This is a genomic window from Enterobacter cloacae complex sp. I3, from assembly GCF_014896175.1.
GTDB lineage: Bacteria > Pseudomonadota > Gammaproteobacteria > Enterobacterales > Enterobacteriaceae > Enterobacter > Enterobacter bugandensis.
The window spans coordinates 1-26,958 of the sequence record NZ_JADBQZ010000029.1 but is presented as its reverse complement, the minus strand read 5'-3'; the positions used below and the strand labels follow the sequence as shown (position 1 = coordinate 26,958).

Sequence of the window (26,958 nt, the reverse complement as noted above, 5' to 3'; positions counted from 1 at the left end):
GTACAGCCCAACCACGCGGCTAATCCGCGGAAATAGCGATTTCAATCAGGTTGGTTTTTCCGGACTGCAGGCCGCGCGTTACCGCTTCGGCGATATCCGCTGCCTCGGTCACCCGGCAGCAGTGGACGCCCATGGCGGTGGCCAGCGACTGAAAATCGATATGCGGGTTCACGAGGTCCATCCCGATAAAACGGCCCAGCCGCGTTGAGCTGTAGTCGGCCTGGCTCTTCATAAAGTTTTTCAGGATGTTGTACTCCCTGTTATTCATGACGATAAAGGTGACCGGCAGATTTTCGTGTGCTGCCGTCCAGAGTGCCTGCGGCGAGTACAAGGAGGCCCCGTCGCCGATCAGGCAGACCACCGGCTCCCGTCCGCGTCCCAGCGAATGCCCCACGGAGGCAGGCATCCCCCAGCCCAGTCCGCCGCCGCGCATAAAGTAGTAGCGCTGATGCTGCTGGTCAGAGATGAACCGGCGGACATGCCTGGCGGTCGCTATCGCTTCATCAACGATGGTGGTACCCGCCGGAATGGAGCGGATGACCTCCCAGGCTGCGACCATCGGCGAAAGGGCCGGGCGAAGCCGCTCGGCGGCCAGACGTTCTTCCTGCAACTGCCACTCCTTCTCACGTTCGTCGCGGGCCGCCACCAGCAGCTGCTGGTGGGCCAGCGTATTGGCGATCAGGCGCTGCTCAAGCTTCGGCAGCAGTTCGTGCAGGGACAGTTTAATATCCCCCATCACCGAAAGGCGAGTGGCATAGGTGCGGCCAAGCTCGTGCATATCCGCCGAGAGCTGATACACCGCGCAGGTTGCCGGAATGGCCTCGCCCTCGCTGTACAAAATGGTGATCAGGCTTCTGCCGCCGATGATAAATACGGCATCGTAGGCATTGATGACGCTGGCGATTTCGCTGGCGGTGGTGGGCATATTGCCCCGCCAGAGCGCGTGCTGGGTGGGAAATGGCAAATTCAGCGGCCAGGAGGAGCCGTAGACGTGGGCGCCGAGCGCTTCCGCCAGCTGGACAATTTCCTGCGTCGAGCCGCTGGAGTGCACCTCATCGCCCGCCACAATCATGATCCTGCCCGGCGCGATCTCGCTGAGCGCCTCCGCCAGCTCGTCCAGCGAGCCCGCAACGGTGTGGTAGTTTACTCTCGACGCCGTCTGTATCCCGGCGTCGCTCAGCTCTTCCATCACGTTCATCGGCAGGGAGAGCAGCACCGGGCCGCCAGGAGGATAGCTGGCAGCGTGAAACGCGCGGCGCACCAGCACCGGGAGCTGGTCGGCGCTGGTGACCTCCTGCGCCCACTTCATGACCGGAGAGCCGATGGAAACAATATCATCATACAGAAGCGGGTCGCGGACGTAGTGTCGCGTATCCTGCTGTCCAACGGTCACCACCAGCGGGGTTTTCATAATCCGCGAATTAATGAGATTCCCCATACCGTGCCCAAGGCCGCTGGCGGTATGCAAATTGATAAAGCCCGTTTTGCCGGAGGCTTTCGCATAGCCGTCGGCAATCGCCACCACGGTGCTCTCCTGAAGCGCCAGAATATAGTGAATATTTTCATGGCGAAGCAGGGCATCAATGAGCGGAAGTTCGGTGGTGCCGGGGTTGCCAAAAATATATTCCACGCCTTCACTCTCCAGCACTTCAAGAAGAATATCGGCACCCGTTCGCATATTGAGATCTGATAAGGACGTTAATGATTTAATCATAATGACACCTCATTCAGCATTATTTAACGCAGGCTAAAATTCTTCCTGCGTTGGACGCACAACAATTTCATTAATATCAACGTCGCCAGGCTGTTCTATGGCAAATAAAACCGCGCGGGCAATTGCGTCAGCCGGAATAGCCTGCTTATAAAACTCATGGAGAAATTTTTTACTCTCTTCGTCAGAGCTGCCGAATTGCAGTTCGCTTTCGACGGCACCGGGCGAAATAAGCGTCGTGCGGATAGTTTTACCTGCCTCCTGACGTAAGCCTTCGCTCAGCGCGCGGACGGCGAATTTCGTGGCGCTATACACCACGCCGCCAGGGGCCAGCACCTTGATGCCCGCAACGGAGGCAACGTTAATAAAATGCCCGCTGCCCTGACGCTGGAACACCGGGAGCGCGGCAGCGATGCCGTACAGCACGCCCTTCAGATTGGTATCAATCATCTTGTCCCATTCGTCGGTTTTCAGCTCGCTGAGGGGGGCGATGGCCATAAAGCCCGCATTATTGATCACCACATCCACGCGCTGGTATGCGGCAACGGCAGCGTCAATCGCGCGCTGCACCTCTTCCTGACGGGTCACGTCAGCCTTTACGGCAATCGCCTTGCCGCCCTGTTGAATAATCTGATCCACCAGGGCATTAATTCTGTCCAGACGGCGCGCCACCAGCACCAGCGAAAACGCGTTATTCGCTAAATGGAGGGCAATGGCCTGACCAATACCGCTGCTGGCACCGGTGATGACAACCACCTTGTTTGCACTAATATTCATGATCTTATCTCGCTATTGAGTGATGCAAAAAATAAAAGGCAGAGAAGCGTTAATGAATAATGACAAATTCATTAATGCGGTTTTTGATATATTCTGTATCGGGAATAAAATGATGTTCGTTTAAAACTTAATGGAGTACGGAAGCGTCTGTCAATGTCGTTTTTTAATAATTAAATTAATTGCAGGCCTAATATTTAATTCTTATAGGTAACCGAGAATATTATATAAATAAAAAGGGGACGATGACGGCCCTGCAAACAGGGCCTGAGGATTACAGTTTGCCACTGTAAAGCACCGGGCCTGTGGGGAGGCCGGTGGGCGATCCGCCCTCTGGTTCAAGGCTTATGGCTATCGTGGCGTCAGCAGGGAGCGTTGCGTTCCTGAGGGTGACGCGTGTGGGGATGTCGTTATGCAGCAGCCCCATGGATACCGGCGCCTGCCCGCCTGGGATCAGCCAAAGCTGCAGGCTGTGTTGCGCGGCGACAGCTGTCGGTCGAAGCGGGGCAATGCTCAGGTGCTGGCGGCTGGCGTCCGCGCTGACGACCCACTGCCCGTGCTGTTGGGCATCGTTGAGTACCATCAGCGGAGCGAGTTCCGGGGCTCGGGTGGCATACCAGGCAACGACCGTCAGGGCGGCGAGTGAGGCCGCAACCATCCAGCCGAGATAAGGCCGACTTTGGCGTAAAGGCTTTTTGGGCGGCAGGTCGAGGGCGATTCTTTTCCACACCGTCTCGGGTGGAGGGACGGGCACAAGATGACTATCCAGCGTGCTGAACATGTCCTGCCAGTACGCCACGCGGGCGGCCAGAGCCGGTTCACGGAGGACCCTTTTCTGGAACTGAAGCCGTGCTCCTCCTCGCAGCGTGCCGAGGGCATACTCTGCTGCCAGCATGTCGTCGCGTTTTTCTGCGTCATTCATAGCCCCACGCACTCCCGAAGATGATCCATTGCCCGACGTATCCAGCTTTTCACCGAGCCTACAGGCTGCTGGAGCCAGTCGGCAATGTCGCTGTGAGACATTCCCTGATAGTAGGCGAGCGTAATGCTCTGGCGCTGCTCGCTGCTCAAATGTTCGAGACAATGCCTGAGACGCTCTGCCTGCGCATCGTCGTGCCAGTTATTCTGCTCATCTTTCTCGCCGGGCAAAAGCGCTTCGTTATACGGCGACTCGCGTTCGGCAGCGCGGGTTTGCCCGCTGCGCAGCCAGTCAATACAGCGATTGCGAACAATATGCGTAAGCCAGGTCATTGGGGAGCTCAGTGCAGCGTTGTAGGTTTCGGCTTTACTCCAGACGGTGATAAAACAGTCGTGAAGGATCTCTTCTGCCCACGCGCGGTCGCGCAGCATGCGCAGCGCGACGGCAAACAGGTGTGGCGATGTGAGTCGATAGAGTTGTTCAAATGCGCGGCGATCGCCGTTTGCGACCGCCTGCATTAATTTCTGCTGCTGTTCTGCCAGCGCGTTATCCATGTTTTTCCCGGAAGGTAACGTCACACTTCCGAAGTATAGACAACTACTTAGGCATCAGGACGGTATCAATCACATCGATCACGCCGTTTTTTTGATGAACGTCATAGGTGCTAATGTTCGCCACATTGCCTTTACCATCCTTAAGCTGAATGTTGTGCGGGCCGTTGCTCATGATCCACAGTGGCTGACCGTTAACGGTCTTCAACTCCGCGTGTCCGCCGCCCTGTTTAATTTTCTGCTCCAGCGCCTTCATATCGTAATTACCGGCAACCACGTGATAGGTGAGGATGCTGGTGAGCGTGGCTTTGTTTTCGGGTTTGACCAGGTTCTCGACCGTGCCGGCAGGCAATTTCGCAAACGCCGCATTGGTCGGCGCAAATACGGTGAATGGCCCTTTGCTCTGAAGCGTCTCCACCAGTCCAGCCGCTTTGACGGCGGCCACCAGCGTGGTGTGATCTTTCGAGTTCACGGCGTTTTCAACGATATTTTTGCTCGGGAACATTTCGGCTCCGCCTACCATCACGGAGCCTGACGTCATGGCGGCTGATGTGCCTGCACAGAAGAGTAAAGCGCTGGTGACGAGTGCAACACGGGTTAGCTTTTTCATCATCTTTCCTCGGTTTGGGGAGCAAAGGGATTGCTCACATATGCATATACGAGGGGAGGGGGTGAACTGGATGCAGGAAAATAAAAATAAATTTTGGGTGGGAAGCCCTCTCCCGTATGGAAGAGGGCCAGGGGGAGGGGAAATATCCTCAGCGCCTGACCGGCGCCCCGTTGGCCACATAATACGCGGCCGTACTTTTTGCCAGCGGCTCGCGCCCGCGAATCGCATCAGCAATTTTCTCGCCGATCATAATCGTGGTGGCGTTCAGGTTGCCGGTAATAATCTGCGGCATGATCGACGCATCCACCACGCGTAATCCTTCCAGCCCGTGAACGCGGCCTTCACCGTCAACCACCGCCATCTCGTCATAGCCCATTTTGCAGGTGCCGCACGGATGGAACGCGGTTTCGGCATGGTTACGCACGAACTCGTCCAGCTGTTCGTCGGTCTGGCATTCGACGCCCGGGCTGATTTCACGACCGCGGTATTTGTCCAGCGCCGGCTGGTGCATGATCTCGCGGGTGATGCGGATCGCGTCGCGAAACTCCTGCCAGTCCTGCTCGTGGGACATATAGTTAAACAGGATCGCCGGATGCTGGTGCGGATCGCGAGATGTAATGCGCACGTGCCCACGGCTCGGGGAGCGCATGGAGCCGACGTGGCACTGGAAGCCGTGTTCCTTAACCGCGTTTGAGCCGTTGTAGTTAATCGCCACCGGCAGGAAGTGGTACTGAATGTTCGGCCATTCGAACTCCTCGCGGCTGCGGATAAATCCGCCTGCTTCGAAGTGGTTGCTCGCACCCACGCCGGTGCCGCCAAACAGCCACTCCGCGCCAATCTTCGGCTGGTTCCACCACTGCAGGGCAGGGTAGAGGGAGACCGGCTCTTTGCATTCGTACTGGAGGTACATCTCCAGGTGATCCTGCAGGTTTTCCCCCACGCCGGGCAGATCGTGCACCAGCGGGATATCAAACTGCTTCAGCAGGTCAGCGTTGCCCACGCCGGAGCGCTGGAGGATCTGCGGGGAGGCAATCGCCCCGGCGCTCAAGAGGACTTCTTTCTTCGCCGTCGCTTTTGACGGAATGGTGCTCTCGCCTTCCAGCCACTCAACGCCCGCCGCGCGCTTGCCGTCAAAAATAATGCGATCGGTCATGGCGTGGGTGCGGATAGTCAGGTTAGGACGCGGTTTTGCCTGGTCCAGATAGCCGCGCGCGGTGCTGGCGCGTCGGCCCTGCGGCGTGACCGTGCGGTCCATCGGGCCGAAGCCTTCCTGCTGGTAGCCGTTGAGATCGTCGGTGCGCGGATAGCCCGCCTGCACGCCTGCTTCCACCATTGCTTCAAACAGCGGATTTACGCCCGGCTTAGAGGTGGTGACGCTCACCGGACCGTCGCCGCCGTGGTAGTCATTCGGCCCCACGTCGCGGGTCTCTGCCTTGCGGTAGTAGGGCAGGCAGTTGAGGTAGCTCCAGTGCTCCAGACCCGGTTCTTTCGCCCAGTTGTCCAGATCCATCGCGTTGCCGCGCACGTAGCACATGCCGTTGATCAGCGACGAGCCGCCCAGCCCTTTGCCGCGTCCGCACTCCATGCGGCGGTTGTTCATGAAGGGTTCTGGCTCGGTTTCGTACGCCCAGTTGTAGCGCTTGCCCTGCAGCGGGAACGCCAGCGCGGCAGGCATCTGGGTGCGGAAATCAAAGCGGTAGTCCGGCCCGCCCGCCTCAAGCAGCAGGACGGTGGTGTTCGGATCTTCAGTCAGTCGTGTAGCCAGTACGTTGCCGGCAGAGCCGGCCCCGATAATGATGTAGTCAAATTGCAAATAAACCTCCCGGTTAAAATATGGACTGGAATTTACCCATCTCAACCTGGATGGACTTCACCTGGGTGTAGCTCTGAAGCGTCATCACGCCGTTCTCGCGGCCAATGCCGGAGTGCTTGTAGCCGCCAACCGGCATCTCCGCGGCGGATTCACCCCAGGTGTTGATCCAGCAGATGCCCGCTTCGAGCTGATGAATGGCGCCGTGGGCGCGGTTCAGATCGGCGGTGACGATGCCCGCCGCCAGACCGTAGTCGGTGTCGTTGGCGCGGCGAATGGCTTCTTCATCGCTTTCATAGGTGAGGATGGACATCACCGGGCCGAAGATCTCTTCGCGCACGATGGTCATCTCGTCGGTGCAGTCGGTGAACACGGTCGGAGCCACCCACGCGCCGTTATCAAATCCGTCCCCCTTCAGCACGTCGCCGCCGCACAGCACGCGCGCGCCTTCTTCTTTGCCTTTGGCGATGTAGCGCATCACGCTGTCGCGGTGCGGGAAGCTGACCATCGGGCCAAAGTTGGTGCTTTCATCGAACAGATCGCCTGCGCGGATGCGGCCCACGCGCTCAACGATTTTCTGCTCAAACGCGGCCTTAGATTTTGCAGGCACGAACACGCGGGTGCCGTTGGTGCACACCTGCCCGGAGCTGAAGAAGTTGGCCATCATGGCGATGTCTGCGGCGAGATCCAGATCCGCATCGTCAAACACAATCAGCGGGGATTTGCCGCCCAGCTCCATCGTCACCTCCTTCAGGGACGAGGCTGCGGAGTTAGCCATCACCTTTTTGCCGCTGGCGACGCCGCCGGTAAAGGAGACTTTGGCGATGTCCGGATGCTCGGTCAGGTACTGGCCGGTTTCCGCGCCCATGCCCGGCAGGACGTTAAACACGCCGTCCGGCAGGCCCGCCTCGGTGTAGATTTCTGCCAGCTTCAGGGCGGTGAGCGGTGTAACCTCGCTCGGCTTGAAGATCATCGCGTTGCCCGCCGCCAGCGCCGGAGCCGATTTCCACAGGGCGATCTGGATCGGGTAGTTCCACGCGCCGATGCCCGCCACCACGCCCAGCGGCTCGCGGCGCGTGTAGACGAATGAGGTCTCGCGCAATGGGATCTGGCTGCCTTCCAGCGCCGGGATCAGCCCCGCGTAGTACTCCAGCACGTCCGCGCCGGTGACGATGTCGACGGTCGAGGTTTCAGAAAACGCTTTACCGGTGTCGAGGGTTTCCAGCTTTGCCAGCTCGTCGTTGCGCTCGCGCAGGATGTCGACGGCGCGACGCAGGATGCGGGAGCGCTCCATGGCGGTCATCGCCGCCCAGATTTTTTGCCCGCGCGTTGCGCTCTCTACGGCGCGGTCCACGTCTTCACGCCCGGCGGCCTGCACGCTCGCCAGAACTTCACCGTTGGCCGGGTTGATGGTCTCGAAGGTGCGACCGCTGGTGGCGGATGTATAACCACCATTGATATAAAGCTGCTGTTCTGCCATTCGGGACATAAATTCTCCTCGGTTATTCGGTCGGTAAATGCTGGCTGATAAAGTGGCTGGTAAGTGACTGGGCCAGGGTCTTATCCAGCGGCTTGCCGCTCAGCGCGGCGCGCAGCCACAGCCCGTCGATCAGCGCGGCGAGCCCGTAGCCCGCCTCTTCAGCCTGTTCACGCGGCAGCTCGCGGCGGAACTCGTACACCAGGTTTGAGAGCAACCGGCGGCTGCTGACCTGCTGCAGGCGGTAAAGCATTGGCTGATGCATGCTGCTCGCCCAGAAGGCCAGCCAGGCCTTCATCGCCGCGCCGCTGACCTGAGTTTCATCAAAATTGCCGCCGACAATCGCCTGCAAACGCTGCTCCGCGCTGCCGTTCGGCAGGGCGCGTAAGCGGCTTAACACCGCATCGCGCAGCTGGCCGGTGATGTCGCGCATGGTCGCTTCCAGCAGGCCGTTTTTATCTTTGAAATAGTGGCTGATGATCCCCGTGGACACGCCCGCCCGACGGGCGATCTGCGCGATGGTTGCGTCATGCATGCCCACTTCATTAATTGCTTCCAGCGTGGCGTCGATAAGCTGCCTGCGCCGGATCGGCTGCATCCCCACTTTGGGCATTTTTGCCACTCCATTCATCAGCGTTGGTAATCTATTAAAGCGGTTTTTGATTGGACGTTCAATATAAAATGTGTCTTAATTGTTGCGGATTTGGATTTTAATAGTTACAAAAACAGTGAGGATACTGGATGACAGACCTTTCACAGGACAGAGAAAAAGACAAAATCAACCCGGTCGTTTTTTACACGTCCGCCGGGCTGATTTTGTTGTTTTCCCTGACGACCATTTTCTTTAACGATTTTTCTGCCGAGTGGATTGGCCGCACCCTGAACTGGGTGTCGAAGACCTTCGGCTGGTACTACCTGCTGGCGGCGACGCTCTATATTGTCTTCGTGGTCTGCATTGCCTGCTCGCGCTTCGGCTCGGTGAAGCTCGGGCCAGAGCAGTCCAAGCCCGAGTTCAGCCTGCTAAGCTGGGCGGCGATGCTGTTTGCCGCGGGCATCGGCATCGACCTGATGTTCTTCTCCGTGGCGGAGCCGGTCACGCAGTATATGCAGCCGCCGGAAGGGGCGGGGCAGACGATGGAGGCCGCGCGCCAGGCGATGGTCTGGACGCTGTTCCACTACGGCCTGACGGGCTGGTCGATGTACGCCCTGATGGGCATGGCGCTCGGATACTTTAGCTATCGTTATAATTTACCCCTCACCATCCGCTCCGCGCTGTACCCGATTTTCGGTAAAAAGATCAACGGCCCGATTGGCCACAGCGTCGATATCGCGGCGGTGATTGGCACCATCTTCGGCATCGCGACAACGCTCGGGATTGGCGTGGTGCAGCTCAACTACGGGCTGAGCGTGCTGTTTGATATTCCGGATTCGATGGCGGCGAAAGCGGCGCTGATTGCGCTCTCGGTGATTATCGCCACCATTTCGGTGACCTCCGGCGTGGATAAGGGCATCCGCGTGCTCTCCGAGCTGAACGTGGCGCTGGCGCTGGGCCTGATCCTGTTCGTGCTGTTTATGGGCGACACCTCGTTCCTGCTCAACGCCCTGGTGCTTAACGTGGGCGACTACGTGAACCGCTTTATGGGCATGACGCTGAACAGTTTCGCCTTCGACCGCCCGGTAGAGTGGATGAACAGCTGGACGCTCTTCTTCTGGGCGTGGTGGGTTGCGTGGTCGCCGTTTGTCGGCCTGTTCCTGGCGCGCATTTCGCGTGGCCGTACCATCCGCCAGTTTGTGATGGGCACGCTGATTATCCCGTTCACCTTTACCCTGCTGTGGCTGTCGATTTTCGGCAACAGCGCGCTGCACGAGATCATCCACGGCAACGCAACCTTTGCCCAGGAAGCGATGGCGCACCCGGAGCGCGGCTTCTACAGCCTGCTGGCGCAGTATCCGGCGTTCACCTTTAGCGCCTCCGTGGCGACCATCACCGGCCTGCTGTTTTACGTCACCTCGGCGGATTCCGGCGCGCTGGTGCTGGGGAACTTCACCTCAAAGCTGAAGGACATCAACAGCGACGCGCCGAACTGGCTGCGCATCTTCTGGTCCGTCGCCATCGGCCTGCTGACGCTCGGCATGCTGATGACCAACGGCATTTCGGCGCTGCAGAACACCACGGTGATCATGGGCCTGCCGTTCAGCTTTGTGATCTTCTTCGTGATGGCCGGGCTGTATAAATCGCTCAAGGTGGAAGACTATCGACGCGTCAGCGCCAGCCGCGACACCGCGCCGCGGCCAATGGGCGCCCAGGACAGGCTGAGCTGGAAGAAACGCCTGTCGCGCCTGATGAACTACCCGGGCACGCGCTACACCAAACAGATGATGGAGACGATCTGCTTCCCGGCGATGGAAGAGGTGGCGCAGGAGCTGAGGCTGCGCGGCGCCTACGTGGAGCTGAAAAACCTGCCGCTGGAAGAGGGTGAAACCCTGGGGCACCTGGATCTGCTGGTGCACATGGGCGACGAGCAGAACTTTGTCTACCAGATCTGGCCGCAGCAGTACTCGGTACCTGGCTTTACCTACCGGGCGCGCAGCGGGAAATCAACCTACTACCGGCTGGAAACCTTCTTACTGGAGGGTAGCCAGGGGAATGATTTGATGGACTACAGCAAGGAGCAGGTGATTACGGATATTCTGGACCAGTATGAACGGCACCTGAACTTTATCCATCTGCACAGGGAAGCGCCGGGGAATAGCGTGATGTTCCCGGATGTTTGAGTAATGACAAACTCTTTTAATTAAAAATCCAGCCATTTTTTTGCCGGGTGGCGCTGCGCTTACCCGGCCTTCAAAACTGCTTTTCCGTAGGCCTGATAAGCGAAGCGCCGTCAGGCCCACCCTTCATTGACATAACTTTAATGATAACCATTTTCATTTAAATATAGCCTGTGCTATACCTTATAGCACGGGCTAATTTTGCTTTGAATTTCACCACCTCAGGAGACTTCTGCGATGCACCCACTGCAAGGATTAAAGCGTCTGTTGCTCGGCGCGCTGCTCACGGCTACGACCAGCACGGGCGCGCTGGCGGCTGAAAAGTTCCAGGTCATCACCACCTTTACCGTCATCGCGGATATGGCGAAAAACGTGGCGGGGGATGCCGCAGAAGTCACCTCCATCACCAAACCGGGCGCTGAAATCCACGAGTACCAGCCGACGCCGGGGGATATCAAGCGCGCGCAAAAGGCGCAGCTGATTCTGGCGAACGGCATGAACCTGGAGCTGTGGTTCCAGCGTTTTTATCAGCATCTGAACGGCGTGCCGGAGGTGATTGTCACCCAGGGCATCACCCCGATGGGCATCAGCGAGGGGCCGTACGACGGCAAGCCTAACCCGCACGCGTGGATGTCGCCGGACAACGCGCTGATTTACGTTGATAACATCCGCGACGCGCTGGTGAAGTACGACCCGGCCAACGCGCAGGTCTACCAACGCAACGCTGAGGCCTACAAGCAGAAGATCGTCGCGACCCTCGAACCGCTGCGCAAGCAGGTGGCGGAGATCCCGGAAGACAAACGCTGGATGGTGACCAGCGAGGGCGCCTTCTCCTATCTTGCGCGGGATCTGGGCATGAAGGAACTTTACCTGTGGCCGATCAACGCCGATCGGCAGGGCACGCCGCAGCAGGTGCGCAAGGTGATCGATCTGGTGAAGAAATATCGCATCCCGGCGGTATTTAGCGAAAGCACGGTCTCCGATAAGCCGGCGCGTCAGGTGGCGCGGGAAACCGGCGCCCACTACGGCGGTGTGCTGTATGTTGACTCCCTGAGTGCGGAAAACGGCCCCGTGCCGACCTATATCGACCTGCTGAACGTGACCACCCGCACGCTGGTGCAGGGCATTCGCGACGGCATGAAGGAGTGACCATGCAGAAGGGGATTGTCGTCACGGACGTAACCGTGACCTACCGCAACGGCCACACGGCGCTGCGCAATGCGTCGTTCAGCGTGCCCGGCGGATCGATTGCCGCGCTGGTGGGGGTGAACGGCTCCGGCAAGTCCACGCTGTTTAAGGCGGTGATGGGCTTTGTGCGGGCGGCGAGCGGCACTATCACCCTCCATGGGCTGCCGCCTCACCGGGCGCTGCGCCAGAACCTGGTCGCCTACGTGCCGCAGTCGGAAGAGGTCGACTGGTCGTTTCCGGTGCTGGTCGAGGATGTTGTGATGATGGGGCGCTATGGGCATATGGGGTTTCTGCGGCGGCCTAAAGCGCAGGATCGGCAGATCGTGACCGACGCCCTGAAGCGCGTGGATATGCTCGAGCTGCGCCATCGGCAGATTGGCGAACTGTCCGGCGGGCAAAAGAAGCGCGTCTTCCTGGCGCGGGCGATTGCCCAGCAGGGCGAAGTGATCCTGCTCGACGAGCCGTTTACCGGCGTGGACGTTAAAACCGAAGCCAGAATCATCAGCCTGCTGCGCGAGTTGCGCGACGAGGGCAAAACCATGCTGGTCTCGACCCACAATTTGGGCTCGGTCACGGAGTTTTGCGATTACACGGTGATGGTCAAAGGCACCGTGCTGGCGAGCGGCCTGACGGAAACCACCTTCACCGCCGAAAACCTTGAGCGCGCCTTCAGCGGCGTGCTGCGCCACGTGGTACTCAGCGGCTCGGAAGATCGCATCATTACCGACGATGAGCGACCCTTCGTGACGCACCGGCAGGAGGCCAAATGAACGCGCTTCTCGAACCCTTCAGCTATGAGTACATGCTTAATGCGATGTGGGTCTCGGCGATGGTGGGTGGGCTCTGCGCGTTTCTCTCCTGCTACCTGATGCTCAAAGGCTGGTCGCTGATCGGCGATGCGCTCTCGCACTCCATCGTGCCGGGCGTGGCGGGGGCTTACATGCTCGGGCTGCCGTTCTCGCTGGGGGCGTTTTTATCGGGCGGGCTGGCGGCGGGCAGCATGCTGTTTCTCAACCAGCGCAGCCGCCTGAAGGAGGACGTCATCATCGGGCTGATCTTCTCCTCCTTTTTCGGGCTGGGGCTGTTTATGGTCTCGCTCAACCCGACCTCGGTGAATATTCAGACCATCGTGCTCGGCAATATTCTGGCTATCGCGCCGGAGGATATCGTCCAGCTGGCGATTATCGGCGTGGTGTCGATGGTTATCCTGCTGTTCAAATGGAAAGATCTGATGGTGACCTTTTTTGATGAGAACCACGCCCGCGCCATCGGCCTGCGCCCTGAGCGCCTGAAGATCCTGTTCTTCACGCTGTTGGCGGTCTCTACCGTGGCGGCGCTGCAAACCGTCGGCGCGTTTCTGGTGATTTGCCTGGTGGTTACGCCCGGCGCAACCGCGTGGCTGCTGACCGACCGCTTCCCGCGTCTGCTGATGATTGCCGTCGCCATTGGCAGCCTCACCAGCTTCCTCGGCGCGTGGGCCAGCTATTATCTGGACGGCGCCACCGGCGGCATTATTGTGGTCGCCCAGACGCTGCTGTTCCTGCTGGCGTTCGTCTTTGCGCCGAAGCACGGGCTGCTCGCCAGCCGTCGTCGCGCGAAGGAGGCACACCCATGATGGCGCTGCTCCTTGAACCCTTTCAGTTTGCGTTCATGAACAACGCGCTGCTGATTTCACTTCTGGTAGCCGTGCCCTGCGCGCTGCTGTCGGTTTTTCTGGTGCTGAAAGGCTGGGCGCTGATGGGCGACGCCATGAGCCACGCGGTGTTTCCCGGCGTGGTGCTGGCGTGGGTGATGGGCCTGCCGCTGGCGCTGGGCGCGTTCGTTGCCGGTCTGTTTTGCGCGGTTGCCACCGGCTACCTCAAGAACAATAGCCGGATCAAGCAGGATACGGTGATGGGGATCGTCTTTTCCGGGATGTTTGGCGCGGGGCTGATCCTCTATATCGCCGTTAAACCTGAGGTGCATCTCGACCACATTCTGTTCGGCGATATGCTGGGCATTAACGGGATGGACATTCTGCAAAGCGGTCTCGTCGCGGGGCTGATTGCGCTGGTGATTGGCCTGAAGTGGCGCGATTTCCTGCTGTTCTGCTTTGACTATCAGCAGGCGCAGGCGAGCGGCCTGCGCGCCCGCTGGCTGCACTATGGCTTACTGTGCATGGTATCGCTGACCATCGTGGCGACGCTGAAGGCGGTGGGGATTATTCTGTCGATTTCGCTGCTGATTGCCCCCGGCGCGGTGGCGGTGCTGATCGCCCGACGCTTTCACATGGCGCTGCTGGTGGCAGTGGTGGTATCAGTACTGGTGTCGGTCAGCGGCGTGTATGCCTCGTTTTATCTCGACAGTGCGCCCGCGCCGACCATCGTGGTCCTGTTCGCGGTGGTGTTTATCGTGACGTTTGTGGTGACCAGCGTAAAGGCGCGTCGGCAGGAACGTGTGACAGCAGGGTGATGACCTGTTCGCCGTCGAGTAGCCAGTGAAGTGTGAAGGCTAAACCTTCGTCAAATCCCGTCAGCGGACGAGTCAGCGCCAGCATCAGCGTCTCTTTATCGAGCATTGTGACGCGCGCGCTGTCAAACCCCATGTAAGCCTGCACCTGCGGAAAGAGGGCCTTAAACAGGCTCTCTTTGGCGCTGAAAACCAGCGTCAGGGCGAGGGCGAACGGGTATCCCGAGTGGGAAAGCACGCGCTCTTCCTGGGCATCTATAATGCCATCTTTGATTTCCCCTGCTTCATTTTCGGCGAGGATCGCTTCACTATCGATACCGATAAGCGCAGGGTATGGCGCGACGACAGCCATCGCCTCCGTGCCGCTGTGGGTGATGCTGCCGGAAATTCCGTCCGGCCAGAGCGGTTCCCCGCTGGGGCCGATGGCGGGAACGGTGTGGTCAGGTAAGGCGTGCGCGGCGGCGATGCGTCCTGCCAGATGGTCAGCCTTGCGTTTACGTCCGGCGTCAGCGAGCTGGGCGTGATGGGGGAGCCAGAGGAGATCGGCGTCGGTGAAGGTGGCGGGGTCGAAGATGATGCGGTGGAGGGTGAGGCCGGCGAGAGAAAATGTGCTGTGGGTGGTGTGCATGGTTTTTCCCTCTGAATTGTGCGGACTGATGCCCTCACCCCAACCCTCTCCCACAGGGAGAGGGGGAAGTCACTGCCTGTATCAGAATCTTGTGTTTACGCTCATATACCAGGTGCGACCCGGTTCATTATACGTATACGCACCCGCACCGTACATATACGCGCCGGTTGTCGCGTTCCCCGTGGTCTGGGCATTACCCGCGCGCCACTGGCGCTTGTCGAAGACGTTGTCCACGCCGCCGGTCAGGCTGACGTTTTTCGTCACGTCCCAGGTGGCGCTCAGGCCAACGATGCTGTACGGGCTGACCTCGTCTTTCTCAGACCCGGTCACCGGCTGGCCTTTGTAGTTGTACTTCTTCGGCTGCTGCTTGCCGTACCAGGTGAAGGTCGACTGCAATGACACATCCTGGTGCACCTGCCAGCTCAGGGTGGAGTTCAGCGTGTACTCAGGAATAATCGACAGACGGTCGCCGGTCTCCTTGTTCTTGCTTTGCAGCATATAGGTGATGTTGTTGGTCCAGTTGATGGTGTCGCTGACCGGCACGTTCAGGGAGCCTTCCAGACCTTCGACCACCGCCTTAGGCACGTTTTCCCACTGGTAAATATCGGTAGTGACTTTGCCGGAGGACGACTGGCCAATCGGCGCGTAGCCCGCTTCAATCTTGTTGCGATAGTCGTTGCGGAACCAGGTCACGCCCGCCAGCCAGCCGTCGCGTTTCCACTCCAGGCCAATCTCTTTGTTGATGCTGGTTTCCGCTTTCAGATCGTCGTTGCCCATCATGTAGCAGCCCACGCCGTCGGAACTGGCGTAGCAGCCTTGGCCTTTACTGTAGAGCAGGTAGTTCGGGTTGGTCTGGTACAGGCTTGGTGCTTTGTAGGCGCGCGCGATGCCCATCTTCAGGGTGAAGTCATCCCCCAGACCCTGCGACAGGTTCAGGGACGGGCTCCAGTTATTGCCCACGATGGTGTGGTGGTCGAAGCGCAGGGCAGGGGTCAGCATGGTGCTGTCGGTCAGCTCCATGTTGTTTTCGGCAAACAGGGAGAAGATCTCCGCTGACGTGTACGGGCTACGGTCTTCGCTCATGCCCGGGATGGTGCCGCCCTGCTGGGTTTGCGTGAAGGAGGTCGAGTCCTTCATGCGCTGCTGGTTCCACTCGGTGCCGAGCGTCAGGTTCTGGTTAACGAGGAAATCAATCGGCAGGTTGATTTCGCTGTGCAGCATCACGTCGGCCAGGTCGGTGTCGGTGAATTTATTGCTGTTGAACAGACCTTCCAGACCGCCCGCCAGCCCTTCGCCCAGACGGGAGTTGCGGGTGTGCTCGTACTGCGCCCAGTTGCTGGTGGTAATGCCGTTGTCCCAACCGCCGTTCCAGGTCACCGCGAAGTTCTGGCGATAGATTCGGTTGGTCTCTTTGCCGTAGTTCTTTTTCACCAGCCCGCTGGAGCTGTTGTCGTTGTTGGTGTTCTGGGTATCACCGGCGTAGAGGTTGTTCTGGCGGCTGTAGCCCGCCTCAAATTCCAGAGACTGCATCGGCGCAAAGTCCCAGCGCACCACGCCGTTGATGTCTTTATTCTCTACCCCTTCACGGCCCGCGGGCAGCGTGTCGGCGTAGGCACCGGTACGGTCAGACTGGTGACCCTGGTTGATGTCCCACGCGTCGGCCTGGGTTTTGTCCAGGTTACCGAACATGCGGAAGCTGAAGTCGCCGCCCAGCGGGCCGCTCAGGCTGAAGTTGGTGCGTTTGGTGGAACCTTCATCCTTGTGCTCAGGCGCGTTCAGGTAGGTGTTCCAAGAGCCGTGCCACTGGTCGTCGAACTTTTTGGTGATGATATTCACCACGCCGCCCGCCGCGCCGTTACCGTAGCGCGCGGCGGCCGGGCCGCGGATCACTTCGATGCGCTCGATCATCTCCGGTGGCACCCAGCCGGTATCGCCGCGGGTGTCACGCTCGCCGCGCCAGCCCAGGCGGATGGAGTTGCGGCTGGTGACGGGTTTGCCGTCGATCAGGATCAGGGTGTTTTCCGGGCCCATGCCGCGAATGTCGATCTGACGGTTGTTCCCGCGCTGGCCGCTGGTGGAATTCCCGGTCAGGTTAACGCCCGGCATGGTGCGGATGATTTCCGCCACGTCCCGCGCGGGCGGGTTTTTGCGGATCTCATCGGCGGTGATGGTCGACACGCCAGGCGCCTGCAAATTCTGCTCGGCGGCGGTGATCACCATGGTGTCTTCGTGCTGCGCAGAGGCGGCGTTGTCGTCTGCCATGGCGGGCAGCGCGACGCCATAAATCCCTAAATTGACCAGCAAGGCCAGAGAGTGAATCTTCTTATTCATTGTACGTCCCGCTTTTATGGTTATTTATGAACGCGCTTCCCACAGCGCGGGCAATACGCTATTGCAAATGCAAATAGTTATCAATAATATTATCAATAAAATTTACTCTGAAACAAAAAATATTGCTAAACATGGGGTTATAAGGGTGACGGCGTTAACAACCGGAAGTGAAGCGTGGTGGCAGTCGAAAAACGGGCCGGAATGGCAACGTCATGAGGAAAACTATCGCGTCACATTCTGGTGGCGGGACCCGGCAGGAACCCAGCAGACCTCAACGGTTAAACGCGTCTGGCTCTACGTTACCGGCGTGACCGACCACCATCAGAATGCCCGCCCGCAATCGCTTGAACGCATTCCCGATACCGACGTCTGGCAGTGGCAGGGGGAGTTCAGCCCCGAGTGGCGCGGCAGTTACTGTTTTATCCCTTCCGTGAATGAAAACGATTTTGCCGATGCAGTATTTGAAGGCGAGCAGCCGGACCGCATGGCGCTGCGCGAAGGCTGGCGCAAGCTGCTGCCTCACGCAATTTCTGACCCGCTGAATGCGCAGAGCTGGCGCGGCGGGCGCGGGCACGCCGTCTCGGCGCTTGAGATGCCGGAGGCGCCCGTACAGCCCGGCTGGAACCATCCTGATACGCCCTTCAACGCGCCCATTTGCATTGAGTGGGAAAGCGCGCGCCTGAAAAATCGCCGTCGCGTCTGGATTTTCACCACCGGCGGGGACGACCGGGAACGCCCGCTGGCGGTGCTGCTCGACGGGCAGTTCTGGGCCGAAAGCATGCCCGTCTGGCCTGCGCTGGCGTCGCTCACCGCCGGGCGTAATCTGCCGCCTGCGGTCTACGTCTTAATCGATGTTATCGATATGGAGCACCGTAACCGCGAGCTGCCGTGCAATCCCGACTTCTGGCTGGCGGTGCAGGAAGAACTTCTCCCCCTTGTCCAACAACGCGCGCCGTTTAGCGACCGCGCCGACCGTACGGTGGTCGCAGGGCAAAGCTTTGGCGGTCTCTCTTCCCTTTATGCCGCACTGCACTGGCCGCAGCGTTTTGGCTGCGTGCTTAGCCAGTCCGGCTCCTACTGGTGGCCGCACCGCGGCGGGCAGCAGGACGGACTGTTAATCGAACAACTTAAAACCGGCGAAATATCCCCTCGCGGGTTACGCATCCTTCTTGAAGCCGGGCGCAATGAGCCGCTTATCTTGCGCGCAAACCAGGCGATCCTCGCCGAACTACACACTCAGCAACCGGTTATCTGGCGTCAGGTTGACGGCGGACACGATGCGCTTTGCTGGCGCGGTGGGCTGACGCAGGGGCTGATGACCCTCTGGCAGCCGCTCATTCACTAACGGAGTCTGTATGGAATTCAGCAATCCTTTCGATAATCCGCAGGGACAGTTCGCCATTTTGCAAAATGACCAGGGGCAGTACAGCCTGTGGCCGCAGCAGTGCGAATTGCCCGCGGGCTGGCGCGTGGTGTGCGAACCGCACTCTCAGGAGGCGTGCCAGCAGTGGCTGGCGCAACGCTGGCAGACGCTTGAGCCTTCCTCTTTTGCGGGGGAGCGCGCATGAACCGTCTTCCTCTCGTCGCCGCCCAGCCGGGTATCTGGATGGCAGAGCAGCTTTCCTCGCTGCCAAACGCCTGGAGCGTGGCCCACTACACCGAGCTGAAAGGGAATATCGACGCGCCATTGCTGGCAAAAGCCATCGCCGAGGGCATGATGCAGGTCGATACCCTGCGCACGCGTTTCGCTGAAGATAACGGCGAGGTCTGGCAGTGGGTCGATGAGACTCTGATCCTGCCGGAGCCGTCCATCGTTCGCGTTGATTCTCACGACGCCGCCGTGGCGCTGATGGAGGCCGATCTCAGCCTGGATCTGCGCGTGGACAGCGGTCAGCCGCTCGCTTTTCATCAGCTGATTCAGGTCGGTGACAACCGCTGGTACTGGTATCAGCGCTATCACCATCTGGTGGTGGATGGCTTCAGTTTCCCGGCGATTACCCGCCAGATCGCCGCGATTTACGCTGCCTGGAAGAAAGGGGAATCCACCCCAGCCTCACCGTTTACTCCGTTCGCCGAGGTCGTTGAAGAGTATCAGCGCTACCGAGACAGCGAGGCGTATCAGCGCGACGGTGCCTTCTGGGAGGAGCAGCGCAAACAGCTTCCTCCTCCGGTCTCGCTCTCCTCCGCGCCGCTGCCTGGACGCGCCGCCACTACCGACATCCTGCGCCTGAAAATTGCAATGGACGCTCGCGCCTTTAGCCAGCTGGCGCAGGCAGCCGGGCAGGCACAGCGCACCGAACTGGCGCTTGCGCTGGTGGCGCTGTGGCTCGGCCGCCTCACCGGACGGCTGGACTACGCCGCCGGGTTTATCTTTATGCGCCGCATGGGGTCCGCCGCGCTGACCGCAACCGGCCCGGTGCTTAACGTCCTGCCGCTGGCGGTGAATATTAATCCGCTTGAGAGCCTGCCGGAGCTGGCGCTGCGCCTGGCGAACCAGCTGAAAAAGATGCGCCGCCATCAGCGCTATGACGCCGAGCAGATCGTGCGCGACAGCGGGCGGGCCGCAGGGGACGAACCCTTATTTGGGCCGGTGCTGAACGTGAAGGTGTTTGATTATCAGCTGGATATCGACGGCGTGGAGGCCATCACCCACACGCTGGCGACCGGCCCGGTGAACGATCTCGAGCTGGCGCTGTTCCCGGACGAGCAGGGCGGATTAAGCATTGAGATCCTCGCCAACAGGCAGCGTTACGACGACGCGACGCTGAAGCGCCACGTTTCGCGCCTGAACGCGATGCTGGCGCAGTTTGCCGCGAACCCTGACCTGCGCTGTGGCGACGTGGAAACCGTATCAGAGCAGGAATACGCCCGTCTGGCGCACATCAACGATACCGGCCTGGCGCTGCCCTCCACCACGCTGGCGGATCTGGTGGCGGAGCAGGCGAGCAAAACGCCGGACGCTCCCGCGCTGGCGGATGCCCATATTGAGCTGAACTACCGCCAGATGCGCGAGCAGGTGGTCGCGCTGGCAAATCTGCTGCGCGCGCGCGGCGTGAAGCCGGGCGACAGCGTGGCGGTGGCGCTTCCGCGCTCGGTGTTCCTGACCCTGGCGCTGCACGGGATTGTTGAAGCCGGCGCCGCCTGGCTGCCGCTGGATACCGGCTACCCGGACGATCGTCTGCGGATGATGCTGGAGGACGCGAAACCGTCGCTCCTCATTACCACCGACGCGCAGCTTCCGCGCTTTAACGATCTGCCGATACCTTCATTTAGTTACAACATGCTATTGCCAACCACAGGCGCTGAACCTCTGCGTCTGGCGAAGCCGGAGCAGACCGCGTACATCATCTTTACCTCGGGTTCAACGGGACGCCCGAAAGGGGTGATGGTGGGGCATACCGCCATCGTTAACCGCCTGAAGTGGATGCAGGATCATTATCCACTGGCGGCGCATGACGTCGTGGCGCAGAAAACGCCGTGCAGCTTTGACGTGTCGGTGTGGGAGTTCTGGTGGCCGTTTATCGCCGGGGCAAAGCTGGTGATGGCCGAGCCGGACGCGCACCGCGATCCGCAGGCGATGCAGAGCTTCTTCGCAGAATATGGCGTAACCACCACCCACTTCGTGCCCTCGATGCTGGCGGCATTTGTCGCCTCGCTGACGCCGGAAAACGTCGACTGTTGCAGGACGCTGAAGCAGGTGTTCTGTAGCGGCGAGGCGCTGCCAACGGCGCTGTGCCGCGAATGGGAGCAGCTCACTCATGTACCGCTGCACAACCTCTACGGCCCAACCGAAGCGGCGGTGGACGTGAGCTGGTATCCTGCTTACGGTCCGGAGCTGGCGGCGGTGGAGGGCAACAGCGTGCCGATCGGCTTCCCGGTGTGGAATACGGGGCTGCGCATTCTGGACGCGATGATGCGCCCGGTGCCGTTCGGCGTGGCGGGCGATCTGTATCTCACCGGCATTCAGCTGGCACAGGGGTATCTGGGACGGCCCGACCTCACCGCCAGCCGCTTTATTGCCGATCCGTTTGCCCCAGGCGAGCGGATGTATCGCACCGGAGACGTCGCCCGCAGGCTGGACAACGGGGCGGTGGAATATCTGGGCCGCAGCGATGACCAGCTGAAAATCCGCGGTCAGCGCATTGAGCTGGGCGAAATCGACCGGGCGATGCTGTCATTGCCTGACGTGGCCCAGGCCGTGGCGCATGCGTGCGTGTTTAATCAGGCTGCGGCAGCGGGCGGCGATGCCCGCCAGCTGGTGGGGTATGTGGTCTCGGAATCCGGTTTACCGCTGGATCGCGACGCGCTGCTGGACTCGCTCAGGGCACAGCTGCCGCCGCATATGGTGCCGGTGGTGCTGCTGCAAATCAGCGCGCTGCCGCTGAGCGCCAACGGCAAGCTGGATCGCAAGGCGCTGCCGCTGCCGGAGCTGACCAGCAAAACCTCCGGTCGCGCACCCGAGACGCAAACCGAAGCCGCCGTGGCGCAGGCGTTTTCTGCGCTGCTGGGCTGCGAAGTGAACGATATCGATGCCGACTTCTTTGCCCTTGGCGGCCACTCGCTGCTGGCGATGCGCCTCGCGGCTCAGCTCGGCCGTGCGTTCAGCCGCAAGGTCACGCCGGGGCAGATTATGGTCGCCTCGACGGTCGGCAAGCTCAGCGCGTTGCTGGACTCGCAGATGAGCGACGAACAGGCGCAGCGTCTGGGGTATGAAACCCTTTTGCCGCTGCGTGAAAGCAACGGCCCGACGCTGTTCTGCTTCCATCCGGCGTCCGGCTTTGCCTGGCAGTTCAGCGTCCTGGCGCGCTACCTCAGCCCGCGCTGGTCCATCATCGGCATTCAGTCGCCGCGGCCAAACGGCCCGATGCAGCAGTGCGCGGATCTCGATGGGGTGATCGAACATCACCTTAAAACGCTGCGTAAGCAGCAGCCGCACGGGCCGTATTACCTGTTCGGCTATTCGCTCGGCGGCACGCTGGCGCAGGGCATTGCGGCGCGCCTGCGCGAGCAGGGCGAAGCGGTGGCGTTCCTTGGCCTGCTGGATACCTGGCCGCCGGAAAGCCAGAACTGGGCGGAGAAAGAGGCAAACGGCCTTGACCCGGAAGTGCTGGCGGAGATCGAGCGCGAGCGTCAGGCGTTTATCGCCGCCCAGCAGGGACAGGGCTCCAGCGAATTGTTTAACACCATTGAAGGCAACTACGCGGACGCGGTGCGGTTGCTCACCACCGCGCACAGTTCACGCTTTGACGGTAAAGCGACGCTGTTTGTTGCCGAACGTACGCGAACGATGGATCCGCATACGGCCTGGGCGCCGTGGGTGGGCGAGCTGGAGGTCTACAGCCAGGACTGCGCCCACGTGGATATCATTTCACCGCAGGCGTTTGAAAAGATTGGGCCGGTACTGAAGGAAATTTTAGGATAGTGCAAATGCCCGGTGGCGCTGCGCTTACCGGGCCTGAATGTAGGCCGGGTAAGGCGTAGCCGCCACCCGGCAATTACCGCCGACCTAACGGCACCACCAGCGGCGTACCCGCCACCGGATCGTCAATAATCATGCAGCGCATGCCGTAGATCCGCTCGATCAGCTCTGGCGTCACAATCTCCTTCGGCGCGCCCTGCGCCACAATCTCGCCGTCGCGCAGCGCAATCAGATGCGTGGCGTAGCGGCACGCCTGGTTTAAATCATGCAGCACCGCCGCCAGGGTATATCCCTGCGTGCGGTTCAGCTCGCTCAGCAGCTCCAGCAGGTCAATCTGATGGCTGATGTCCAGCCAGGTCGTCGGCTCGTCCAGCAGCATAATGGCGGTTTCCTGCGCCAGCACCATCGCGATCCACGCCCGCTGTCGCTGTCCGCCAGAGAGGGTATCCACGCTTTGCTGAGCCAGATCGGTGATGCCCGTCGCCTGCATTGCGCGCTTCACGGCCTCGTCGTCCTCCTTGCGCCAGCGGGTAAACAGCGGCTGGTGTGGGTAGCGTCCGCGGGAGACCAGCTCCTGCACCGTGATGTCTCCCGGCGTGGTGGCGTTCTGCGCCAGCAGCCCGATGCGGCGCGCCACCTCTTTGCTGGCGAAGCGCTGGATCTGCTCCCCGTCGAGGAATACGCTGCCCTCTGTCGGCGACATCAGGCGGCTCAGGGTGCGCAGCAGGGTCGATTTGCCGCAGCCGTTCGGGCCGATAATCGCGGTGAAGTGGCCGTCCGGAATGGCGACGGTTAAATCACGGGCAATGATTTTTTTGCCGTAGCCGAGGGTGAGATTTTCGCCGCGCAAGCGGGTTGTTAAATCTGTCATTTCTTGCGTGACTCCTGAACGAGCAAGACGATGAGGTAAATCCCGCCGAGGCTGACGGTCACCACGCCCACCGGAAGTTGATAAGGCATAAACAGCCGCTGGGCGCAGAGGTCGGCGGCCAGCAGCAGCATCGCACCGCACAGGGCAGCCTGGGTCAAGCCCCAGCGCGCGGTGCCGCTAAGACGCCGCGCGATATGCGGCGCGACAAGGGCAATAAACGAGATCGGCCCGGCAATCGCGGTGGACGCAGCGGTCAGCAATACCGCCACCAGCATCAGCATCAGGCGCGAGCGCTCAACGCTCACGCCCAGCGCGCAGGCGCTGTCGTCGCCCATCTCCAGCAGGCGCATCCGGCGTACCAGCAGCAGGGCGCCGATAAACATCAGCAAAATTAGCGGCGCGGCGGGCCAGGTTTTGCCCCACGTCAGGCCGTTGAGGGAGCCGGCGTACCACAGCCCGGCGGAGAGCGCGGTTTCCAGAGACGCCTGCAACAAAAGCCAGGTGTTAAAGGCCATCAGCATCGCGCGGATGCCGATCCCGATAATGATCAGCCGGAAGGTGTCAATGCCGTTGCGCCAGGCCAGGGCCCAGATAAGCAGCGAGGTCAGAATGCCGCCCGCCATCGCCGTAAAGGTAATGGCCGTCAGATGCTGCCCGAACAGCACCATCGCCACCAGCACGCCGCTCCACGCGCCGGTATTCAGGCCCATCACGTCCGGGCTGCCTAGGGGGTTACGCATCAGCGACTGGAAAATCGCGCCGCTGACGCCGAGCGCCGCGCCCACCAGGATCGCCATCGCCACGCGCGGCAGTCGCCATTCGGTGACCACCATGGTGATGTTACGCGGCGCGCTGCCGGTGAGGGCGTGAAAGACCTGCGCGAAATCAAGCGTTACGGCACCGCTTTGCAGGCTCCAGACCGCCAGCAGAGTAATGGCGATAGCCAGCAGTAAGACGCTGGTGAGTAAACGACGGGAAGGAGCCATCATGCGCCACCTCCGCGTCTGCGACGTACCAGGAAGATCAGCACCGGCGCGCCGATAAACGCGCTCACCACCGAGACGCGCAGCTCGCCGGGCACCAGCAGGCGGCCCAGCACGTCGGCAAACAGCAGCAGGGCAGGAGTGGCCAGCAGCGTGACCGGCAGCGACCAGCGATGGTCCGACCCCACCAGCCAGCGCGCCATGTGCGGCATCATCAGGCCGATAAAGGCGATCGGACCGACCACGGCGGTTGCGCTACCGCTCAGCACGGTGATAGCGAGCAGGCCAGTCAGCTGCGTGCGCGCGACGCGGTTGCCGAGGGCGGTCGCGGTGTCGCTGCCGAGGCTCAGGCTGTTCAGCGACCGGCTTAAACACAGCGCCACGACGGCGGCGATAATGACCGGGATCGCCACCACGTTTAAGGTTTCAAGGGTGCGGATATCCAGCGAGCCGGCCTGCCAGAAGCGCAGCTGGTCATACACGTCCGGGTTGAGCAGGGCTATGCCGCTGGACAAGCCTTCCAGCACCGCCGCGAGCGCTACGCCCGCAAGCGTCAGGCGAACCGGGCTCAGTTGCCCGCCGCCCTGGCTGCCGGTAAACGCGACCACCAGCGAGGCGGCCAGCGCGCCGCAGAAAGCCATCGCCAGCTGTTCAGAGGGTGACGTCAACCCGAACAGCGCTGCGCCGAGCACGATGGCAAAGCTGGCGCCGGAGTTGACGCCGAGAATGCCGGGGTCCGCCAGCGGGTTACGGGTAAGGGTTTGCATCAGGGCACCCGCAAGGCCAAGCGCGCCACCGGCCAGCAGTCCGGCAAGAGTGCGGGGCAGGCGGGCGTCGAGCACGATGGTGCAGTCGGCGCTCTGACAGGTGCCGGAGAGCGCATCAACGATAACGTAGGCGGGTAGCGGCTTCGCGCCGACCAGCAGGCTGAGTGCAATCGCAAGGATTAGCAGTAGCAATAATACGGGCACGGCAATGGCGCGCGCCGCAGAAGAGGAAAACGACATAGCAACATCCATGATTTGATAATGATAGTGATTATCGTTATCTATCTTATTTGGCTATGTTAGCATGTGCGCCCATGGAATGGGTAGAAATAGACTCAAGGCTTTGTCATGAATCAAAAATCCTGGCTGCTTAACCTCAGCCTGTTGAAAACGCACCCGGCGTATCGCGCCGTTTTTATCGCTCGCTTTATCTCCATTTTGTCCCTCGGCCTGCTCGGCGTCGCCGTGCCGGTACAGATCCAGACTATGACGCACTCCAGCTGGCTGGTGGGGCTATCCGTCACCTTAACCGGCGGGGCGATGTTTATCGGCCTGATGGTCGGCGGCGTGCTGGCGGATCGCTACGAGCGTAAGAAGCTGATCCTGCTGGCGCGCGGCACCTGCGGGGTGGGCTTTATCGGGCTGTGTCTGAACGCTATGCTGCCGGAGCCGTCGCTGATGGCGATTTATGCCCTTGGCCTGTGGGACGGTTTTTTCGCCTCGCTCGGCGTGACGGCGCTGCTGGCGGCAACGCCCGCGCTGGTGGGGCGCGAGAACCTGATGCAGGCGGGGGCGATCACCATGCTCACCGTGCGCCTCGGCTCGGTGATTTCGCCGATGGTCGGCGGCCTGCTGCTGGCCACCGGCAACGTGGCGTGGAACTACGGCCTTGCCGCGGCGGGCACCTTTATCACCACCCTGACGTTACTGCGTCTGCCGCTCCTGCCCCCGCCGCCGCAGCCGCGCGAGCACCCGCTGAAGTCCCTGATGGCCGCGATTCGTTTTCTGTTCAGCAACCCGCTGATTGGCGGCATTGCGCTGCTCGGCGGCCTGCTGACGATGGCGAGCGCCGTGCGCGTGCTTTACCCGGCGCTGGCGGGCGAGTGGCAGATGAGCGCCTCAGAGATTGGCGTGCTGTACGCCGCCATTCCGCTCGGTGCGGCCTGCGGGGCGCTGACCAGCGGTAACCTGGCCCAAAGCGCGCGTCCGGGCTTGATTATGCTGGTGGCGACGCTGGCCTCGTTTATCGCCATCGGCTTCTTCAGCCTGATGCCGGTCTGGGCGCTGGGGGTGATGTGTCTGGTGATTTTCGGCTGGCTGAGTGCGGTCAGCTCACTTTTACAGTACACCCTGATCCAGACCCAGACGCCGGAAGGGATGCTGGGGCGTATCAACGGCCTGTGGACCGCGCAGAACGTGACGGGCGATGCGATTGGCGCGGCGATCCTCGGCGGGCTGGGGGCGATAATGACCCCGGTGGCGTCGGCGAGCAGCAGCGGGTTTGTGTTAGCGATGGTTGGCGCGATCTTACTGGTGGCGCTGGTGGAATTGCGGCGGTTCAGGCAGGAGGTCGTGTTGAACGACGGTGCGGCCTGATGCCCTCACCCCGGCCCTCTCCCATGAGTGTACAGTCCGGGGACATGGTAGACAGGTGTTCGGGGACATGGTGAACACTTTTTAACATCCTTTACCCATGGTG

Annotated in this window: 22 protein-coding genes; 9 read left to right on the top strand and 13 right to left on the bottom strand. The window is 60.8% G+C overall.

What is annotated here, in order from left to right:
• Positions 1-19 precede the first annotated feature (19 nt).
• The 8 genes from IM271_RS19525 to betI form a co-directional block, all read right to left on the bottom strand.
• Positions 20-1,714, bottom strand: coding sequence for a thiamine pyrophosphate-binding protein (locus IM271_RS19525; RefSeq protein ID WP_045260745.1), 1,695 nt, complete (start codon positions 1,712-1,714; stop codon positions 20-22).
• Positions 1,715-1,747: 33 nt separating this feature from the next.
• Positions 1,748-2,488 carry an SDR family oxidoreductase gene (locus IM271_RS19520; protein WP_028012273.1) on the bottom strand — a complete coding sequence of 247 codons (741 nt, stop codon included), beginning with the start codon at positions 2,486-2,488 and terminating at the stop codon, positions 1,748-1,750.
• Positions 2,489-2,759: 271 nt separating this feature from the next.
• Complete coding sequence (locus IM271_RS19515; protein ID WP_028012274.1) at positions 2,760-3,407, bottom strand: anti-sigma factor domain-containing protein; 648 nt, start codon at positions 3,405-3,407, stop codon at positions 2,760-2,762.
• Positions 3,404-3,958, bottom strand: a complete 555-nt coding sequence (locus IM271_RS19510; RefSeq protein ID WP_193053035.1) for an RNA polymerase sigma factor — start codon at positions 3,956-3,958, stop codon at positions 3,404-3,406. The genes IM271_RS19515 and IM271_RS19510 overlap by 4 nt, the downstream gene beginning before the upstream one ends.
• 43 nt (positions 3,959-4,001) lie before the next feature.
• On the bottom strand, positions 4,002-4,565 hold the full coding sequence (locus IM271_RS19505; protein ID WP_028012276.1) for a fasciclin domain-containing protein: 564 nt from the start codon (positions 4,563-4,565) through the stop codon (positions 4,002-4,004).
• Between the two features lie 148 nt (positions 4,566-4,713).
• Positions 4,714-6,378, bottom strand: a complete 1,665-nt coding sequence (gene betA, locus IM271_RS19500) for a choline dehydrogenase (RefSeq protein WP_193053033.1) — start codon at positions 6,376-6,378, stop codon at positions 4,714-4,716.
• A gap of 13 nt (positions 6,379-6,391) precedes the next feature.
• A complete protein-coding gene (gene betB / locus IM271_RS19495) occupies positions 6,392-7,864 on the bottom strand; it encodes a betaine-aldehyde dehydrogenase (RefSeq protein WP_193053031.1) in 1,473 nt (490 codons plus the stop codon).
• A 13-nt stretch (positions 7,865-7,877) separates the two neighbouring features.
• A complete protein-coding gene (betI, locus tag IM271_RS19490; RefSeq protein ID WP_023334836.1) occupies positions 7,878-8,465 on the bottom strand; it encodes a transcriptional regulator BetI in 588 nt (195 codons plus the stop codon).
• A gap of 128 nt (positions 8,466-8,593) precedes the next feature.
• Between betI and betT the strand changes: the two genes are divergently transcribed.
• The 5 genes from betT (at position 8,594) to IM271_RS19465 (ending at position 14,263) form a co-directional block, all read left to right on the top strand.
• Positions 8,594-10,627 carry a choline BCCT transporter BetT gene (gene betT / locus IM271_RS19485; protein WP_193053030.1) on the top strand — a complete coding sequence of 678 codons (2,034 nt, stop codon included), beginning with the start codon at positions 8,594-8,596 and terminating at the stop codon, positions 10,625-10,627.
• A gap of 234 nt (positions 10,628-10,861) precedes the next feature.
• Positions 10,862-11,773, top strand: coding sequence for a metal ABC transporter substrate-binding protein (locus IM271_RS19480; protein WP_028012281.1), 912 nt, complete (start codon positions 10,862-10,864; stop codon positions 11,771-11,773).
• Positions 11,774-11,775: 2 nt separating this feature from the next.
• Positions 11,776-12,582 carry a manganese/iron ABC transporter ATP-binding protein gene (locus IM271_RS19475; protein ID WP_193053029.1) on the top strand — a complete coding sequence of 269 codons (807 nt, stop codon included), beginning with the start codon at positions 11,776-11,778 and terminating at the stop codon, positions 12,580-12,582.
• Positions 12,579-13,427 (top strand): iron/manganese ABC transporter permease subunit SitC, encoded by an 849-nt coding sequence (gene sitC, locus IM271_RS19470; protein WP_126300343.1) that lies wholly within the window; start codon positions 12,579-12,581, stop codon positions 13,425-13,427. The genes IM271_RS19475 and sitC overlap by 4 nt, the downstream gene beginning before the upstream one ends.
• Entirely contained in the window at positions 13,424-14,263 is an 840-nt protein-coding gene (locus IM271_RS19465) for a metal ABC transporter permease (RefSeq protein ID WP_028012284.1), read from the top strand. Before sitC ends, IM271_RS19465 begins: the two co-directional genes overlap by 4 nt.
• Here IM271_RS19465 and entD read toward each other — a convergent pair.
• Both entD and IM271_RS19455 read right to left on the bottom strand, forming a co-directional pair.
• Positions 14,199-14,888, bottom strand: a complete 690-nt coding sequence (gene entD, locus IM271_RS19460; RefSeq protein ID WP_193053028.1) for an enterobactin synthase subunit EntD — start codon at positions 14,886-14,888, stop codon at positions 14,199-14,201. The two genes, IM271_RS19465 and entD, sit on opposite strands and share 65 nt — an antisense overlap.
• 81 nt (positions 14,889-14,969) lie before the next feature.
• A complete protein-coding gene (locus IM271_RS19455) occupies positions 14,970-17,219 on the bottom strand; it encodes a TonB-dependent siderophore receptor (protein WP_193053027.1) in 2,250 nt (749 codons plus the stop codon).
• 145 nt (positions 17,220-17,364) lie between these two features.
• Between IM271_RS19455 and fes the strand changes: the two genes are divergently transcribed.
• The 3 genes from fes to entF are packed head-to-tail and all read left to right on the top strand — an operon-like array spanning position 17,365 to position 22,641.
• Positions 17,365-18,564, top strand: coding sequence for an enterochelin esterase (gene fes / locus IM271_RS19450; protein ID WP_193053026.1), 1,200 nt, complete (start codon positions 17,365-17,367; stop codon positions 18,562-18,564).
• A 10-nt stretch (positions 18,565-18,574) separates the two neighbouring features.
• Complete coding sequence (locus IM271_RS19445; protein ID WP_028012289.1) at positions 18,575-18,787, top strand: MbtH family NRPS accessory protein; 213 nt, start codon at positions 18,575-18,577, stop codon at positions 18,785-18,787.
• A complete protein-coding gene (entF, locus tag IM271_RS19440) occupies positions 18,784-22,641 on the top strand; it encodes an enterobactin non-ribosomal peptide synthetase EntF (protein ID WP_193053025.1) in 3,858 nt (1,285 codons plus the stop codon). The genes IM271_RS19445 and entF overlap by 4 nt, the downstream gene beginning before the upstream one ends.
• A 73-nt stretch (positions 22,642-22,714) precedes the next feature.
• Here the strand turns inward: entF and fepC are convergent, their stop codons facing one another.
• Genes fepC through fepD form a run of 3 tightly spaced genes read right to left on the bottom strand, consistent with a single transcriptional unit; the run spans position 22,715 to position 25,499 of the window.
• Entirely contained in the window at positions 22,715-23,509 is a 795-nt protein-coding gene (fepC, locus tag IM271_RS19435; RefSeq protein ID WP_193053024.1) for an iron-enterobactin ABC transporter ATP-binding protein, read from the bottom strand.
• Positions 23,506-24,495: an iron-enterobactin ABC transporter permease gene (fepG, locus tag IM271_RS19430; protein WP_192971525.1), complete on the bottom strand. Its 990-nt coding sequence runs from the start codon at positions 24,493-24,495 to the stop codon at positions 23,506-23,508. Before fepG ends, fepC begins: the two co-directional genes overlap by 4 nt.
• A complete protein-coding gene (fepD, locus tag IM271_RS19425; protein WP_047363685.1) occupies positions 24,495-25,499 on the bottom strand; it encodes a Fe(3+)-siderophore ABC transporter permease in 1,005 nt (334 codons plus the stop codon). The genes fepG and fepD overlap by 1 nt, the downstream gene beginning before the upstream one ends.
• 108 nt (positions 25,500-25,607) lie before the next feature.
• On the opposite strand from fepD, the gene entS reads away from it, so the two are divergent.
• Complete coding sequence (entS, locus tag IM271_RS19420) at positions 25,608-26,855, top strand: enterobactin transporter EntS (RefSeq protein WP_047367699.1); 1,248 nt, start codon at positions 25,608-25,610, stop codon at positions 26,853-26,855.
• Positions 26,856-26,958: the final 103 nt, after the last annotated feature.